General features: G+C 65.4%; 17 protein-coding genes and 1 tRNA gene. 12 read left to right on the forward strand and 6 right to left on the reverse strand.

Annotated features, from left to right (window positions below; translation table 11 throughout):
* The first annotated feature begins 63 nt into the window (after positions 1–63).
* The 4 genes from V6B15_RS09150 (at position 64) to V6B15_RS09165 (ending at position 2,603) form a co-directional block, all read left to right on the forward strand.
* On the forward strand, positions 64–489 hold the full coding sequence (locus tag V6B15_RS09150) for a PTS sugar transporter subunit IIA (protein WP_253517932.1): 426 nt from the start codon (positions 64–66) through the stop codon (positions 487–489).
* Positions 486–764: an HPr family phosphocarrier protein gene (locus tag V6B15_RS09155; protein ID WP_334200892.1), complete on the forward strand. Its 279-nt coding sequence runs from the start codon at positions 486–488 to the stop codon at positions 762–764. Before V6B15_RS09150 ends, V6B15_RS09155 begins: the two co-directional genes overlap by 4 nt.
* A gap of 1 nt (position 765) precedes the next feature.
* Positions 766–1,569 (forward strand): TrmH family RNA methyltransferase, encoded by an 804-nt coding sequence (locus V6B15_RS09160; RefSeq protein WP_334200893.1) that lies wholly within the window; start codon positions 766–768, stop codon positions 1,567–1,569.
* A 71-nt stretch (positions 1,570–1,640) separates the two neighbouring features.
* Positions 1,641–2,603, forward strand: coding sequence for an acyltransferase family protein (locus V6B15_RS09165; RefSeq protein ID WP_334200894.1), 963 nt, complete (start codon positions 1,641–1,643; stop codon positions 2,601–2,603).
* A 13-nt stretch (positions 2,604–2,616) separates the two neighbouring features.
* Here V6B15_RS09165 and V6B15_RS09170 read toward each other — a convergent pair whose 3' ends face one another.
* The 3 genes from V6B15_RS09170 to recR form a co-directional block, all read right to left on the reverse strand.
* Positions 2,617–4,068, reverse strand: a complete 1,452-nt coding sequence (locus V6B15_RS09170; RefSeq protein ID WP_334200895.1) for a DNA recombination protein RmuC — start codon at positions 4,066–4,068, stop codon at positions 2,617–2,619.
* A gap of 526 nt (positions 4,069–4,594) precedes the next feature.
* Entirely contained in the window at positions 4,595–5,161 is a 567-nt protein-coding gene (locus V6B15_RS09175; protein WP_334200896.1) for a peptide deformylase, read from the reverse strand.
* A 341-nt stretch (positions 5,162–5,502) separates the two neighbouring features.
* Positions 5,503–6,099: a recombination mediator RecR gene (gene recR, locus V6B15_RS09180; protein ID WP_063506123.1), complete on the reverse strand. Its 597-nt coding sequence runs from the start codon at positions 6,097–6,099 to the stop codon at positions 5,503–5,505.
* Positions 6,100–6,151: 52 nt separating this feature from the next.
* Here recR and fmt point away from each other — a divergent pair, with 52 nt between their 5' ends.
* The 3 genes from fmt (at position 6,152) to V6B15_RS09195 (ending at position 9,334) form a co-directional block, all read left to right on the forward strand.
* Positions 6,152–7,060 (forward strand): methionyl-tRNA formyltransferase, encoded by a 909-nt coding sequence (fmt, locus tag V6B15_RS09185; RefSeq protein WP_334200897.1) that lies wholly within the window; start codon positions 6,152–6,154, stop codon positions 7,058–7,060.
* A 318-nt stretch (positions 7,061–7,378) separates the two neighbouring features.
* Complete coding sequence (gene truA / locus V6B15_RS09190; RefSeq protein ID WP_334200898.1) at positions 7,379–8,140, forward strand: tRNA pseudouridine(38-40) synthase TruA; 762 nt, start codon at positions 7,379–7,381, stop codon at positions 8,138–8,140.
* 81 nt (positions 8,141–8,221) lie between these two features.
* Positions 8,222–9,334, forward strand: coding sequence for a zinc-binding dehydrogenase (locus V6B15_RS09195; RefSeq protein ID WP_230833848.1), 1,113 nt, complete (start codon positions 8,222–8,224; stop codon positions 9,332–9,334).
* A gap of 169 nt (positions 9,335–9,503) precedes the next feature.
* Here the strand turns inward: V6B15_RS09195 and V6B15_RS09200 are convergent, their stop codons facing one another.
* Positions 9,504–10,478 carry an asparaginase gene (locus tag V6B15_RS09200; protein WP_334200899.1) on the reverse strand — a complete coding sequence of 325 codons (975 nt, stop codon included), beginning with the start codon at positions 10,476–10,478 and terminating at the stop codon, positions 9,504–9,506.
* Positions 10,479–10,566: 88 nt separating this feature from the next.
* On the opposite strand from V6B15_RS09200, the gene V6B15_RS09205 reads away from it, so the two are divergent.
* Positions 10,567–10,642, forward strand: a tRNA-Val gene (locus V6B15_RS09205).
* 39 nt (positions 10,643–10,681) lie between these two features.
* On the opposite strand, the gene V6B15_RS09210 is transcribed toward V6B15_RS09205, so the two are convergent.
* Positions 10,682–11,326, reverse strand: coding sequence for a TlpA family protein disulfide reductase (locus V6B15_RS09210; RefSeq protein WP_334200900.1), 645 nt, complete (start codon positions 11,324–11,326; stop codon positions 10,682–10,684).
* On the opposite strand from V6B15_RS09210, the gene argH reads away from it, so the two are divergent.
* From argH to V6B15_RS09230, 4 genes are all read left to right on the forward strand, one after another.
* Positions 11,292–12,629, forward strand: a complete 1,338-nt coding sequence (gene argH / locus V6B15_RS09215) for an argininosuccinate lyase (RefSeq protein WP_334200901.1) — start codon at positions 11,292–11,294, stop codon at positions 12,627–12,629. The two genes, V6B15_RS09210 and argH, sit on opposite strands and share 35 nt — an antisense overlap.
* Positions 12,629–12,865 carry a hypothetical protein gene (locus V6B15_RS09220; protein ID WP_320180678.1) on the forward strand — a complete coding sequence of 79 codons (237 nt, stop codon included), beginning with the start codon at positions 12,629–12,631 and terminating at the stop codon, positions 12,863–12,865. Before argH ends, V6B15_RS09220 begins: the two co-directional genes overlap by 1 nt.
* A gap of 62 nt (positions 12,866–12,927) precedes the next feature.
* Positions 12,928–14,190 carry a diaminopimelate decarboxylase gene (lysA, locus tag V6B15_RS09225; protein WP_334200902.1) on the forward strand — a complete coding sequence of 421 codons (1,263 nt, stop codon included), beginning with the start codon at positions 12,928–12,930 and terminating at the stop codon, positions 14,188–14,190.
* 12 nt (positions 14,191–14,202) lie between these two features.
* The gene (locus V6B15_RS09230; protein WP_334200903.1) at positions 14,203–14,970 is read left to right on the forward strand and encodes a precorrin-2 dehydrogenase/sirohydrochlorin ferrochelatase family protein; all 768 of its coding nucleotides are present in this window, start codon (positions 14,203–14,205) and stop codon (positions 14,968–14,970) included.
* On the opposite strand, the gene V6B15_RS09235 is transcribed toward V6B15_RS09230, so the two are convergent.
* Positions 14,967–15,938, reverse strand: a complete 972-nt coding sequence (locus V6B15_RS09235; RefSeq protein WP_334200904.1) for a MarR family winged helix-turn-helix transcriptional regulator — start codon at positions 15,936–15,938, stop codon at positions 14,967–14,969. The genes V6B15_RS09230 and V6B15_RS09235 overlap by 4 nt on opposite strands.
* Between the last annotated feature and the right edge of the window lie 27 nt (positions 15,939–15,965).

The following is a 15,965-nucleotide window of genomic DNA, read 5'->3' on the forward strand; positions in this document are numbered from 1 at the left end:
GCAAGGAATGATTAAGCGCCACGCTGGCATATTCTTCGGGCATCGCAACGGAACTGAAGCTGCATGATCGGCATGATCCTCGTTACCCACGGCAAGCTGGCCGAACACTTCATCGATGCGATGGAGCACGTCGTCGGCAAGCAGGAAGCCGTGGCAACCATCTGCATTGGTCCCAATGACGACATGGAGCAGCGCCGCGCCGACATCGCCGACGCGATCAAGGCGGTCGACGATGGCCAGGGCGCAATCATTCTGACCGACCTGTTCGGCGGGACGCCCTCCAACCTCGCCATCTCGCTGCTCGATACGGGCCACATTGAAGTGATCGCCGGGATCAACCTGCCGATGCTGATCCGCCTCGCGGGCGCGCGCAAGAGCATGAACGTGGTCGATGCGGTCAACGCCGCGCAGACCGCCGGACGCAATTACATCACGGTCGCGAGTGAATTCCTCGGCCAGGATATCGCCGGCGCACGGAAAGCCTCTTGAACGAGCTGCGCAAGAGCCTCGTAGTGGTCAACCAGCGCGGGCTCCACGCCCGGGCGAGCGCGAAGTTCGTCAATGCGGTGGCCGAACTTCCCGAAGGCTGCAGCGTCCGCGTCGCCAAGGGCGATAACGAGGCTGCCGGCGGGTCGATCCTCGGCCTCATGATGCTCGGCGCCGCCAAAGGCGACACGATCGAGATCGTGGTTGCAGGCGAGGATGCGAACGCGGTGATGGCGCAGCTTGCGGCCATGGTCGAGGATGGCTTCGGGGAGCCCTGACGTGAGCCCGACACGCCGCGAAATCACCGGCTTTTCCAACCCCACCGTCAAGGCGCTGCGCGCGCTACGCGAAAAGAAGCACCGCAAGGCCGCGGGCCGCTTCCTGGCCGAGGGGCTGCGGCTGCTGACTGATGCGCGCGAATGCGGCTACCTGCCCGAGGTTCTGGTGCTGTCCGACAGGCGCGAGCCGCACCCGCTGCTGGCCGCGCTCGAAGAGGCGGTCGAAGCCGATGGCGGCGAGATTATCGAAACCACGCCCGACATCCTCTCCAAGATCACCGGCAAGGACAATCCGCAGGCAGTCGCGGGGGTCTTCGCCGAATTCGACACCTCGCTCGCCGCACTCAACCGCAGCAGCGCCGATATCTGGCTGGTCGCGCAGGCGCTGCGCGATCCGGGCAATCTGGGCACCATGCTGCGCACCGGCGATGCGATCGGTGCGGGCGGCGTGATCCTGCTCGACGATTGCGCCGATCCCTTCAGCGTCGAGGCCGTGCGCGCGAGCATGGGCGCAGTGTTCACGCAGCGCCTTGCGCAGGCGCGGTGGGAAGAATTCGAACCCTGGCTGCGCAGCGGCGCAGGGCAACTCGTCGCCGCCAGCCTGCGCGATGCGCAGCCCTATCGCGGCGCACCCTATAGCGCGCCCTGCTTCGTCATGGTCGGCAATGAAAGCCGCGGCCTGCCCGAGGCATACGAGATGGCCTGCGACCTGCGCGTGACCATGCCGATGAAAGGCCGTGCCGATAGTCTCAATGCCGCGGTCGCCGCGGCAGTGCTCGGCTATGAGGTGCTGGCCTCGCTCTGAGGGGCGTGCGGCGGCCCGCGTCCGGGCGAAGGGGATGTTAACCACAGTTCCCTAGTAATGGGCCGACGCCCATGACCTCACCCGATCGCTTTGTCTCCCTCGACGGATTGCGCGGCATTGCGGCGATCGCGGTCATGCTGTTTCATGTTTCGCTGGGGTACATGCCCGGCGGCTATCTGGCGGTCGATTTCTTCTTCTGCCTCAGCGGCTTCGTGATCGCGCTGGCGTTTGGCAAGCGATTCACAGACGGACTGTCATTTCGCGCTTTCGCCAAAGCCCGCTTTGCCCGGCTCTACCCGATGATGTTCATCGGCGGCCTGCTCGGCATTATCCTGCATGGCGGCAATCCCAATATCCTGCTGCTGATACCCGATTTTCTGGGACTGAGCCTGTTTCCGACCAACCCGCCGTTCTGGTCGCTGCTCGCCGAAGTGCTCGCCAATATTGCCTTCGCGCTGGTCCTCGTCGGACTATCGACCCGCAAGCTGGCGCTGGTCGCGCTCGTTTCCGGTTTGCTGCTCGCCTTTGCGATCCTGTCGGGGCCTTGGCCACGCGAGCTCGGCTCGCATTGGGACGGGGCCGGATGGGCGGTCCCGCGTACGCTCTACTCTTTCACTGCGGGCATGCTGATCTATCGCTGGCATGCGCAGGCAGCGCCGGTGCGGCGTATCACCCGGCTTGCGTTGCTGCTGCCTACCGCGCTGCTTGCCCTGACCTATTTCGGCGGCCCCGACCGCACGCTGTGGGACACCGCCGCGATCCTGTTCGGCCTGCCTGCAATCGTCTGGCTCGGCACGCGAATGGAGATGCCGTTCCAGCCGCTTTGGCGGCGGATGGGCGCGCTGTCCTACCCGCTCTATTGCATCCATGTGCCGCTCATCGCGCTGGCCGACGATCCCCTCGTCCGCCTGGGTATCGCGGCGGTGCTGGTACCCGCGGCGCTGGCGCTCGATGCGTGGTACGACAAGCCCGTCCGGACGCTGCTCGCCAGTCGGTTTTCGCAGGCCAAGCCCGCCGCCATGCCCGCCCCTTAGATACGGGGGTGCCCTACTCCGCTGCTTCGCGCCCGTCGGCGATCTGCGCGGCATCTTCGGCATTGTAGCGCGGGGTCGCCTCGACCTGGGGCACTTCGTCGATCTCGCGCTTGCCGATCTCGATGCCCTTGTCGTGCAAGCGGCGACCAGCGGAGAGCACATTGCGCTCGAAACTGCCGACGAACTTGTTGTAATTATTGACCGCGGTTTCGAGCCCACCGCCGACGCGCTTCATATGTTCGGCCGCGACCGCGAGGCGATCGTAAAGCTCCGCCCCGGCCTTGCCGATCTCGACCGCTTCCTGTGCAATCGTGTCCTGGCGCCAGACCTGCGCGACGGTGCGCGCGATCGCAACGAGATTGGTCGGCGTGGCCAGCAGCACCTTGTTGCGGAAGGCGAAGTCCCACAATTCGGGATCGTGTTCGAGCGCGGCGGCGACGAAATGCTCGCCGGGGACGAACATGACGACGTAATCGGGGGTGTCGTCGAACTGGCTCTGGTAGCTTTTCGAACCGAGCGTCTGGACATGCCCGCGCATCGACTTCGCGTGCAGGTCGAGATGCCGGATGCGTTCACCCTCGTCATCGGCCTCGAACGCGGCCTGATAGGCGTTCAGGGAAACCTTGGCGTCGATCACCAGCTTCTTCTGGCCCGGCACATGGACCACTGCGTCGGGACGCAGACGCCCCTCGTCGGTCTCGATCGATTGTTCGAGAATGAAATCGGTGTGTTCGGACAGGCCGCATTGTTCGAGCACGTTCTGCAGCGCGCGCTCGCCCCAGCGGCCGCGCGCCTTGGGCGCATTGGTCAGGCTGTTGCCGAGCCGCTGCGCCTCGCGCCGGACCTCTTCCTGGCCCAGCCGCATCTGTTCGATCTGCGCTGCGAGTGAGGAGAACGCATTGGTGCGCTTTTCCTCCAGCGCGGCGACCTGATCCTCGTATTTCTTGAGCCGGTCGCCCACCGGTTGCAGCAATTCGCGGATCTTGGCTTCGGAGGTCTTTTCCGAATGCCCCAGCCGCTCGGTCGCGCGTTCGAGAAACGCGTCCTGCGCCTTGGTCAGCACCGCCGAACCGGTGTTCTGGAATTCCTTGAGCATTTCCTCGCGCGCTTCGATCAGCAGGCGCTTCTGCTCGTCGAAATTGGCGGTCTTTTCCTTCAGCGTCGCAAGCTCGGCGCTCAGCGCCCCGTTGGTGCGGCGCATTTCCTCGAGCACCGCCTCGTGCTGGCGGCGCGTTTCGCGCAATTCGCCGTCGAGCGCGTCGGCCCGCTCGGCGCGGACCGTGGCATTTTCAAGATCGACGATCGCCTTGCGGAACTTCCCGTCGAGTTCCTTCGCCTCGGCATCGCGCTCGCCATGACGCGCCTGCCAGTCCTTGACCGGCGCGGAGCCGAAGCGGTGACCAAGGAAATATCCCAGCGCGAGGCCGAGGACGATGGTGATAAGGGCGAGAATCGTGGGATCCATCGTTTCATTCCTTAGGATCGCAGGAAGTGGCGGGGTACGCACCCCGCCACGCTGCGTCTGTTTGTCAGTTGGAGTTCCACCACCTGAAATCGGCCTCTGCTTCTTCTTCCGTTAGAAATCCTACAGAAGACTGGTGCGTACATGCCCTGCCATCACGTGACAGCAAGACCCAGTAGCAAAGACCATCAATCCAGCGCAGCACATGTGGCGGACAGAACATGCTGTCGCTCCCTATGTGTGCGTTCGGTTTTAGAGTGGAAGCTTGCAGGGAAGCTTTGGAACGAAGATCTACAATTTCAGACCAGCGAACTCCGCCTTCTATCGGGCGTTCGGCAGGCATGGCCCTACTGTCGTCGGTTCGTCCTCGCGTGTGCGTATTGCTTGCCAACTCTATTGGAAGTTTTCGCTCTTCAGCGTTTCAACGACTCGTAAGGCACCTCCCAATCCGTAGAACGAATTGGGAACGTGCCATAGAATCACCAACAAGCCAATCCGCTCGTATGGAAACGAATGTGGAAAGTGAGGCTTACGCCGCTTCGCGCAGCTTCTTCAGCTTCTTGAGCGCCATGTTGCGCTTGAGGCGGCTGAGGTGGTCAATGAACAGGATGCCTTCGAGATGGTCCATCTCGTGCTGAATGCAGGTGGCCATCAGGCCTTCCATGTCCTCTTCATGCGTTTCGCCTTCGAGGTCCTGGTAGCGCACGCGGCAGGTCGCCGGGCGGTCGACATCGGCGAAGATGTCGGGGACCGAGAGGCAGCCTTCCTGATAGCTGGCGAGGTCTTCCGCGGGATCGAGGATCACCGGGTTCACGAACACCCGCGGTTCCTTGATCGTGGGATAATGCACATGCTCGTGACCGTCGTGATTGCACGGTTCGGGTTCGGCGTCGGTATCCTCGGGCTGGAGGTCGATCACCAGCACGCGTTTGGGCACACCGACCTGGATCGCGGCGAGGCCGATGCCGGGCGCGGCATACATCGTTTCGAACATGTCGGAGACGAGTTCGTTCAGCTCGTCGCCGAATTCGGTGACGGGTTCGGACACGGTCTTGAGCCGGGGATCCGGCACTTCGAGGATTTCACGGATAGCCATGGCCGTGATTTAGTGATTGGCGCCACCGGTAGCAAGCACCGGTTCTAATGTTCGGACCGAAGCTGGCAAGCATGACGAAAATGGGGTATACTCTAGTCCCCGATCGGGGGTTTCTTAAATTTTTCTGCAAGGAAATTGATTGGAAAAACAGCATGCCCGGATTCGAACAATGGAACGATCTCATTCAAATGATCGTGAATTTGTTTATCATCGCGGACTTCGTTCGACGTAACCCGCTTTGACGGACTGCTTGGTTCGAGCAAATCGAACCTATCTTCTTCTTTTCTCTAGCACTTAAGAAACGGCGGAGTGACGAAAGTCGCTCCGCCAAATTATTTCTATCAGCCCAGCGGCCGCCGCGCGCGTAGCGCCTGGGCGAGCGTGCCTTCGTCGAGATAGTCGAGTTCGCCACCGACCGGCAGGCCGTGGGCGAGCTGCGTGATGCGCACCGGATGCTCCTCGAGCCGTTCGGCGAGGTAATGCGCGGTCGTCTGCCCTTCGAGCGTGGCGTTCATCGCCAGCACCACTTCGTCCACCCCGCCTGCCTCCACGCGCGCCAGCAATTGCGCGATATTGAGGTCTTCGGGCCGCACGCCGTCGAGCGCGGACAGCTTGCCGCCGAGCACGTGGTATTTCCCGGTGAACAGCTTCGCGCGGTCGAGCGCCCACAGGTCGGCGACATCCTCGACCACGCAGAGCGATTTCAGATCGCGCCGCGGATCACGGCAGATCCCGCACGGGTTGGTGGTGTCGACATTGCCGCAGGTGTCGCATTCGACCAGAGCTTCGCCCACAGTGGCGAGCGCTTCGAGCAGTGCGGGCAGCGCGCTTTCGCGGCGCTTGACCAGCCACAGCACCGCGCGCCGGGCGCTGCGCGGTCCGAGCCCGGGCAGGCGCGCCAGTGCGGCGGCGAGGGTTTCGATCTCTTGCGATGCCATGGGGCGACAGATAGGGGCCGCAGCCAAACAGAGAAAGGCCAACCGCCCAATCATGCGCATAATCTTCATGGGAACGCCCGATTTCGCAGTGCCGACGCTGCAGGCGCTGGTCGATGCGGCGCATGAGGTCGTCTGCGTCTACACCCAGCCGCCCCGCCCCGGTGGCCGCCGGGGGAAGGAACTGACCCCCACCCCGGTGCACCAGCGCGCCAGCGATCTGGGGATCGAGGTCCGCCATCCCAAATCATTGAAATCGGCCGAAGAGCAAGAGGCCTTCGCCGCACTCGGTGCCGATGTCGCGGTGGTTGCTGCCTATGGGCTGATCCTGCCGCAGCCGGTGCTCGATACGCCGGAACATGGCTGCCTCAACGTGCATGCCTCGATCCTGCCGCGCTGGCGCGGCGCAGCCCCGATCCACCGCGCGGTGATGGCGGGCGACAAGGTGACCGGCGTCACGATCATGCAGATGGAGGCCGGGCTCGATACCGGCCCGATGCTGGCGATGGCGCGCACCCCGATCGAGGACAAGACCACCGGCGAGCTTACCGAGGAACTGGCCGAACTCGGCGCGCAACTGATGGTCGGCACCTTGCGCGACCTCAAGATCCACGTGCCGGTCGCGCAGGACGATGCCGATGCTACCTATGCCGCCAAGATCGACAAGGCCGAGGCGCGGATCGACTGGGACCGTCCGGCGGTGGAGGTGGTTCGGCACGCCCATGGCCTGTCGCCCTTCCCCGGGGCGTGGTTCGAACTCGATGGCCAGCGGGTGAAGCTGCTGCGAGCCGAGGTGGTCGAGGGGGCGGGCGCGCCCGGCGAAGTGCTCGACGAGCGGCTGGCGATCGCATGCAGCGAGGGAGCGATCCGTCCGCTCGAACTGCAACGCGCGGGTAAGCCGAAGATGGATCTCGACACTTTCCTCCGCGGCAATGCGGTGGCCAAGGGAAGCACTCTCGAATGACCGCCGACCTTGTCCGTCACCCCCGCGAAGGCGGGGGTCCAGATACCCTCTCGCCAGTGCGAAAGGTCGGCTGGATTCCCGCCTCCGCGGGAATGACGGATGGGAGCGTAACGCCAGAATGACCCGCTTCGTGCTTACTCTCGAATTCGACGGTCCTGCACGGCAATGCGGTGGCGCCTGGTACGATCCTCGAATGACCGTAACCTCAGCACGTCACCCCCGCGAAGGCGGGGCCCCAGATACCCTCTCGCCAGTCCGCAAGGTCGGCTGGATACCCGCCTGCGCGGGAATGACGGGTGTGGGGAGCGTAAAGTCAGAATGACCCGCTTCGCGCTTACTCTCGAATTCGACGGGACGCCCTTCTTCGGCCTCCAGCGGCAGAAGGACGGGCCCAGCGTCCAGCAGGCGGTCGAGGAAGCGGCCTTTCGCGTGCTGGGCGAGGAGGTGCGGCTGCACAGCGCCGGCCGGACCGATGCGGGCGTGCACGCTATCGCGATGCGCAGCCATCTGGATGCCGAGAAGGACATCAAGCCTTACCGGCTGATGGAGGCGCTCAATGCGCACCTCCGCCCCGATCCCGTCGCGGTGACGCATTGCGCGATCGTTCCCGACGACTGGCACGCGCGCTTTTCCTGCACCGGCCGGTCCTATGTCTATCGCATCGCCAACCGCCGCGCGCCGCTGACGCTGGAACGCGGCCGGCTGTGGCAGGTGCCGCAGGAACTCGATGCGCAGACCATGCACCGCGCGGCACAGGTGCTAGTCGGGCTGCATGATTTCACCACTTTCCGCTCGGTCCATTGCCAGTCCGACAGCCCGGTGAAGACGCTCGACCGGCTCGATGTCGAGCAGGTGGCGACCCCGATGGGCGCGGAAGTCCGCGTTCACGCTGAAGCGCGCAGCTTCCTGCATCACCAGGTTCGTTCGATGGTCGGCTGCCTCGCGCTGGTCGGCATGGGGCGCTGGCCCGAGGAGCGCATGGCCGAAGCGCTGGCCGCGCGCGACCGGCAGGAATTGGGATTGAACGCGCCCCCGCACGGCCTGTATTTCGTATCGGCGAGCTACCCCGCGGATAGTTGACCCAACGTCACCCTAGCCAAGCGCTACGAGCGCGCCTAGCGATAGGCCGGTTAGGTCCAGAATTGAATTGGGAGAATGCAGATGACCACCACCGGAAAGCAGCTTTTCACCACTCTTGAAAGCGACGGTACGCTGACCGTCGAGATCGCGCAGAGCGAATTTCCCGATCCCACCGGCAATCAGGTGCTGGTCAAGATGGAAGCGGCGCCGATCAATCCGTCGGACCTCGCGATCCTGACCGGCGCGGCCGATTTCGAGAATGCCGACTATTCGCCCGGCAAGGTCGTCGCCAAGATGCCCGAGCCGTTCAACTCGGGTCAGAAAGCCCGCCATGGCCAGCGCCTGCCCGCAGGCAATGAAGGCGCAGGCACGGTCATCGCGACCGGCGACAGCGACATGGCCAAGGCGCTGATGGGCCAGCGGGTCGCCTGCGTGCCCGGCACCGCCTACAGCGAATACGCGATTGCCGATGCCGCCATGTGCCTGCCGCTGGGTGATCACAGCGCCGAAGCCGGCGCGTCGAGCTTCGTCAATCCGATGACCGCGCTCGGCTTCGTCGAGAACGCCCGGATGGATGGCCACAAGGCGATCCTGCACACCGTCGGCGCATCCAATCTCGGCCAGATGCTCAACCGCATCTGCCTCGAGGACGGCATGGGCCTGGTCAATATCGTGCGCAAGGACGAGCAGGCCAAGCTGCTCAAGGACCAGGGCGCGACGCATGTCGTGAATTCTTCCGACGACGATTTCCTCGACCAGCTCAAGGCGGCGATCGACGATACCGACGCCTTCTACGGCTTCGATCCGATCGGCGGCGGCAAGATGGTCGACACCTGCTTCAAGGCGATGGAACAGGTCGCGGTCGGCAAGATGACCGAATATTCGCGCTATGGCTCGAACCAGCAGAAGCGGATGTTCATCTATGGCCGCCTCGACTTCGGGCCGACCACGCTGACCCCCAGCTACGGCTTCGGCTGGACGCTCTCGGGCTGGCTACTGACGCCGTTCCTGCAAACCGCGGGAATGGAAACGGTGATGCGCATGCGCAAGCGCGTGCTCGACAACCTCACCACCACCTTCGCCAGCGGTTACAAGACCAAGGTCGATCTCGAGGGCATGCTGACCAAGGATGCGATCCTCGATTATCGCCAGATGAAGACCGGCGAGAAATATCTCGTGATGCCGCACGGCTGATCTAAGAACATGCCCCCTCCTCTTCAGAGGAGGGGGCAACGAGACTTGGCAAGCCGCAGGCGAGCCTAGTCGCAGTGGGGTGGTGATAGCGGCAAGCGCGACGCTGGCGCGTCGCCACCACCCCCAACCCCCTCCTCTCCCAACCCCCTCCTCTTAAGAAGAGGGGGCCTTAACGCCCGTCGAAGGCGCGCTGGATGGCGGCGGGATCGTTTTCGCCGCTGGCGATCAGTAATTGCAGCAGGATGCGCGCCTTTTGCGGGTTGAGCGCGCGCGCGGCAACGAAGCCATTGCCGGTATCCTCGGGCTCGCGGTCGACCAGCCCTTCGTCGGCCCGGCTCGCACGGACGACGCAGATGCCGCGCGCGGCCAGCCGTGCCAGTTCCTGCCGGACGCTGTCGGGCATGTTGCCCTCGCCCACCCCGGCAATCACGATACCGCGCGTGATTTCGGCAAACTGCCGCGATACCGCGGCGGCATCGAGCCCGGCGTGGGCATAGAGGATCACCACCTCGGGCAGGTCATCGGACCACGCGAAAGCCGCCTCGGTCCCGCTGCGCCAGGGCGCGCCGAACCATTCGAGCGAAGCCGGCGTGACCAGCCCGACCGATTCGCGCGGGAAGCCGCGAAACGCCTCGGTCCCGCGGGTGCGGACCTTGTAAACATCGCGCGCGCCGAACACGCGGTCGCCCATCACCACCAGCACCCCGCGCCCCGCGGCGTCGGGATCGCTCGCCACCCGCACCGCATTGGCGAAATTGCGCAGCCCGTCATAGCCGACCGCATCGGCGGGCCGCATCGCGCCGACCACCACCACGGGCTTGGTCCCCGGCAGCGTCAGGTCGAGCAGGAAGGCGGTTTCCTCCAGCGTATCGGTGCCATGGGTGACGATGATGCCGTCGCATTCCGGGTCCGAGAGCGTGGCCATCGCGGCGGCATGCAAGGCCTGCCACACCGCTGGCCCGATATCGGCCGAATCGATATTGGCGATTTGCGTGCCCGACAGTTCGGCCTCGAGCCCCAGCCCGCCGACCTTTTCAAGGTAATCCTCGATCCCGATCTCGCCCGACCGATAATCATGCGCGATGGCGGAACCGGCGATCCCGGCAATCGTGCCGCCGGTGGCGAGGACGGTAAGCTTGGTCATGGCGGGGCGAATAGCGGCCACGCGCCATTCTCGGCAATTGATTTTCAAGGAACAGCCGCTATGTGCGCATCCACCCCGATGGACAGGGGGGCGCTTAGCTCAGTTGGTAGAGCATCTCGTTTACACCGAGAGGGTCGGCGGTTCGAGCCCGTCAGCGCCCACCATCTTCATCCCGGAACTCGCGGCTGCTGGGGAATGGGCGATTATTCCGCGATCGCCGCGTCGATGGCGGCGCGGGCTGCTTCGTCCGACCAGTCGTACTCGCCCTGCACGCGCCAGACTTCCTCCCCCGCTGCATCGTAGAGCACGGTCGTCGGCATCACGCCCCCGCCGATCTCGAAGCCGAGTGCGTTTTTGGGGTCCATCCACGGCTCGAGCCACTCGAATGTATTGGCCGCAAAAAAGGGCTCGACCTTTTCAGCACCCTGCATGTCTTGGCTCACGGTGAGAACCTTCAACCGGCCCTCGTACTCGCCCGCCAGCGCGTCCAGTAGCGGCATTTCCTTCACGCAGGGCGCGCACCAGGTGGCCCACAGGTTGAGGAGGGTCGGCGTATTCAAAGCGCTGCGCTTTAGGACCCTGCCCTCGATATCCTCCAGCCGGAAGTCGGGAATATCGCTACCTGCCTGCGTGTAATCGATCTGGGCGGTTGGCGCGGATGAAGCGCTGCTTTCTTGCACCGCACCGGGTGCGCCCCTATCGCAGCCCGCGACAGCAAGACCGAGGACAAGTGCAAGCGTGAACGACAATCGGGACACGAAAAGCTCCAACAGCATGTGGGGCGGCAGGTTCGCCGAAGGGCCTAGCGCGATCATGCGCGAAATCAACGCCTCGATTCCGTTCGACAAGGCGCTGTGGCGCGAGGATATCGCGGGCAGCCGCGCGCATGTCGCGATGCTGGCCAAGCAGGGCATCGTCTCGCCTGAAGATGCCGCAACGATCGACAGCGGGCTGCAGCAGATCGCCGGGGAATACGAACGCGATGGCGTCCCCGAGGACTGGGATCTCGAAGACATCCACATGACCGTCGAAGCGCGGCTGACCGAGATCGTCGGCGCGGTCGCCGGGCGGCTGCACACCGCGCGCAGCCGCAACGACCAGGTGGCGACCGATTTTCGCATGTGGGTGCGCACCGCCAACCAGCGCGCCATCGCCGGGATCGAAGCGGTGCTGGGCGCACTGATCGCGCGCGCAGAGGAGCATGCCCACACCATCATGCCCGGCTTCACGCATCTGCAGACCGCGCAGCCGGTCACGCTGGGCCACCATTTGCTGGCCTATTTCGAAATGCTGATGCGCGACCGCTCGCGCTTTGCCGACGCGCTAGCGCGGATGGACGAATGCCCGCTGGGCTCGGCTGCACTGGCGGGGACCGGCTTCGATCTCGACCGTGACATGACCGCCGAGGCGCTCGGCTTCGCGCAGCCCACGCGCAACAGCCTCGATGCCGTGTCGGACCGGGATTTCGCGCTCGATTACCTCATGGCCGCGAGCCAGTGCGCGCTCCACCTCAGCCGGCTGGCGGAGGAGTTCATCATCTGGGCCAGCCAGCCCTTCGGCTTCGTCAAGCTGCCCGATACGCTGTCGACCGGCAGTTCGATCATGCCGCAAAAGCGCAATCCCGATGCCGCCGAACTGGTGCGCGGGCATGCCGGCCGCGTGATCGGCTGCGCCACCGCGCTGATGGTGACGATGAAAGGCCTGCCGCTCGCCTATTCGAAGGACATGCAGGACGACAAGCCGCCGGTGTTCGAGGCCGCGGGACTGATCGATCTGAGCCTCGCCGCGATGGCGGGCATGGTCGCCGATAGCGGGTTCGAGACCGCGCGCATGCGCAAGGCCGCCGAAGCCGGCCACGCCACCGCGACCGATCTGGCCGACTGGCTGGTGCGGCAGGCGGATATCCCCTTCCGCGAGGCGCACCATATCACCGGCGCCGCGGTCAAGCTGGCGGACGAGCAGGGCGTCGCGCTCGACGGCTTGTCGATTGGCGATCTGCAGAAAATCGACAGCCGTATCGATGCGCGCGTGTTCGATGCGCTGTCGGTCGATGCCTCGGTCGCTGCGCGCGCATCCTATGGCGGGACCGCGCCGGTTCGCGTAAGGCAGCAGGTAGCCGCGGCGAAACAGCGTCTCGGCATGGAGGTTTGATGCGCAAACGGATCGCCCTTGCCGCTTTCGTGATGCTCGGCGCCTGCGGGCAGAAATCCGCGCTGCAGCCGGTCGAGGGGGCCGCCCTGCCGCCTGCGCCCTATGGCGCGGCGGTGCAGCCGACGGCGGACGAATTGCTCGCGGTCGAACCCACCGCGGCACCCGACCGCAGCGTGGAACTGCGCACGCGTTCGGAAGAGCGCGAGGATGACCCCTTCGAGCTTCCGCCCGAGTAATTTCAACGCCGCAAGCAAGCCTTGCTCGACATGCTGCGGGCCTTTGGGCAGAGGCGGTGCCCATGGATCATTTTGAGCTGAGAGACGGCGTATTGCATGCCGAGGGCGTGCCACTGCCACACATTGCCGAAGAGGTCGGGACGCCGGTCTATATCTATTCGCGTGCCACGCTGGAACGGCATGCGCGCGTGTTCCGCGAGGCGCTGGGCGCGCTCAAGGACCCGCATATCGCCTTCGCAGTGAAATCCAATCCCAACCTCGCGGTGCTCAAGATACTCGCCAATGAAGGCTACGGCGCCGACGTGGTGTCGGGCGGCGAGCTGACCCGCGCGCTGGCCGCGGGGATGAAGCCCGAGGACATCGTCTTCTCGGGCGTGGGCAAGACCCATGCCGAGCTGCTGCAGGGGCTCGAGGCGGGCATCGGCCAGTTCAACATCGAGAGCGAGGAAGAGGGCTATGAGCTGGCGGCCATCGCCGCACGGCACGGCAAGCGCGCCGCCTGCGCGCTGCGCGTCAATCCCGATGTCGATGCGCGCACGCATGAGAAAATCTCGACCGGCAAGCGCGAGAACAAGTTCGGCGTACCGCTCGACCGGGCGGCGGAGATCTATGCCCGGCTGGCCGAGGAAGACGGCCTCGATATGCGCGGCGTGGCGGTGCATATCGGCAGCCAGCTGTCGACGCTCGAGCCGCTCGAGACCGCCTTCGGCAAGGTCGGGGCACTGATCGCCGAATTGCGCGCGCGCGGCTGCACCGTCACCCATGCCGATCTCGGCGGCGGGCTGGGTGTGCCATACAAGGCGGGCGAAGAACTGCCCTCCCCGGCCGAATATGGCGCCATGGTCGCGCGCGTCACGAAGGATTGGGACGTGCGCCTGATGTTCGAGCCGGGCCGCGTGATCGCGGGCAATGCGGGCGTACTGCTGACCCGCGTGATCCGCGCCAAGCGCAGCGGCAACGGCCCGCCCTTCGTGGTCGTCGATGCGGCGATGAACGATCTCGCGCGGCCTGCCATGTATGGCGCCTGGCACGATTTCGACGCGGTCGAGCCGAGCGGCGAGCGGATGACCGCGCATATCGTCGGGCCGATCTGCGAAACCGGCGATACATTTGCGATGGACCGCGATTGCGATGCGCTGGTGGCGGGCGATCTGGCGGTGTTCCGCACGGCCGGGGCCTATGGCGCGACGATGGCCTCGTCCTACAATTCGCGCGGCTTCGTGGCCGAAACGCTGGTCGATGGCGATCGCTATGCCGTGGTGGCCGACCGCATCGCCGCCAGCGCGATCATGGATGCCGAACGCGTGCCCGAATGGCTCGACTGATGCGATACCGCGATGCATAGCCTGCCGTTGTTCCACCGGATCGCCGGGCGGCGGGTCGTTGTGGTCGGCGATGGCGACATGGCGGGCGCCAAGGCGCGGCTGGTCGAACGCGCGGGCGGAATACCCTGCGCCGAAACCGAAGCGCATCACGCCGCGCTGGCTTTCGTGGCGCTGGACAACCCCCGCGCGGCCGAGGCCACAGCAATGCGGCTCAAGCGCGCGGGCCTATTGGTCAATGTCGCCGACCGGCCCGAATTGTGCGATTTCACCCTGCCCAGCCTGCTCGACCGCGATCCGGTGCTGGTGGCGGTGAGCACGGGCGGTGCCTCCGCCGGACTGGCGAAACATCTGCGGCTGCGGCTCGAAGCGATCCTGCCGCAATCGCTGGGTGCGCTGGCCAGCACGCTGAGCGCGGCGCGCGAGCGCATTCGCGGACGGTATCCCGATGGCGACACAAGGCGGCGCGCGATCGACGCGGCGCTGCAGGAAGGCGGCGCGCTCGATCCCTTCGCACCCGGCAGCGCGGACGCAGTCGAGACATGGCTTCAGGGCAAGACAGCCATCGAAGAGACCTGCGTGCTCGACTTCACGCTCACCAGCGACGACCCCGAAGATCTGACCATCCGGCAGGCTCGCGCGCTGGGCCAGGCGGATACGGTGCTGCACGATCCCGCGATTGCCGAAGCGGTACTGGTCCGTGCGCGCGCGGATGCCGTGCGCCAGCCGCTTCCCGCAGAGCCTCCCGCGAGCGGGCTGACAGTCCTGCTGCGGCGCGGCTAGACGACCGCGAGTTCGGTCGCGCCGACTGCCGCGAAATAGCGCGCCAGCGCATCGGCGGTGCTGTCCGCCAGCGCGATATAGGCGCGGCGGCGGTCATGCGGATCGGATACCCGCACCAGCAGATCGGCATCGACCATCTGCCCGATCCAGCGCAGGGCGGTGGTCGCAGGAACGCCCGCGGCGATACATAGCGAGGTGACGCAGACCTGCTGCCGCTCGGCCCGCGCGGCGGCGAGATCGAGCAGGATATCCCACGCCGGATCGGCAAACAGCTGAGCGTCTAGAAAGCGCATGCGCAGCTGGCGCGCCTTGATCAGCTTGCGCAGAACCGCCGCCTCGGGAAGACGCGGGCGATCGCTCCCGTCTCGCACGGCTTCATAGTCCTCCCCTTCACCGCGCCACGCAGGTGCGGGCGATTCGAAGCGGAACGCGCCGCCGCCTTCGCGCTGGCCGGGGGACAATTGCTCGAGCCGTTCGGCAATCTGCCCGACCTGCTCGGTCAGGCGGAGCAGCATCAGCCGGTCTTCCTCGCCCATTTCGCGCAAGCGCAGATTGGGCACCCGCGCGAGCACGCGTCCGATGGCGATGATGCGTTCGGCACGGCCCGGATCGACGAGGATCTGCGGTGCCGACATCGAGAAACAGCCGAACACGCTGTCGAGCGCGCCCATGGTGGTGGAGACCACAAGCTGCGCGCCCGCCTTGCCCCCACGCATGTCCAGCCGCGACAGCAGCGCCAGCACATCCGCGCTCGCTTCCGCGCAATCGACCAGCACGAGATCGCCCAGCGCACCGAGCGGCCCCTGCGCATATTCCTCAAGACTGTAGCATTCGCGTATCCGGAACCCCGCCGCGGCGGCATCCTCGCGCATTTCGGCGCGGATATGCGCGCGGTCGGCGAGCACGGTCACCGCCAGTTGGCACCCGGCGGCATCGCGCACCGGTTCATATTGGAAATCCGACTCCATCGACTCGCCCTCCCTTTGCTCGAATAC

Origin of the sequence: Qipengyuania sp. Mu-71 (genome assembly GCF_036867055.1) — a bacterium.
In the GTDB taxonomy this organism is placed as follows: domain Bacteria; phylum Pseudomonadota; class Alphaproteobacteria; order Sphingomonadales; family Sphingomonadaceae; genus Qipengyuania; species Qipengyuania profunda.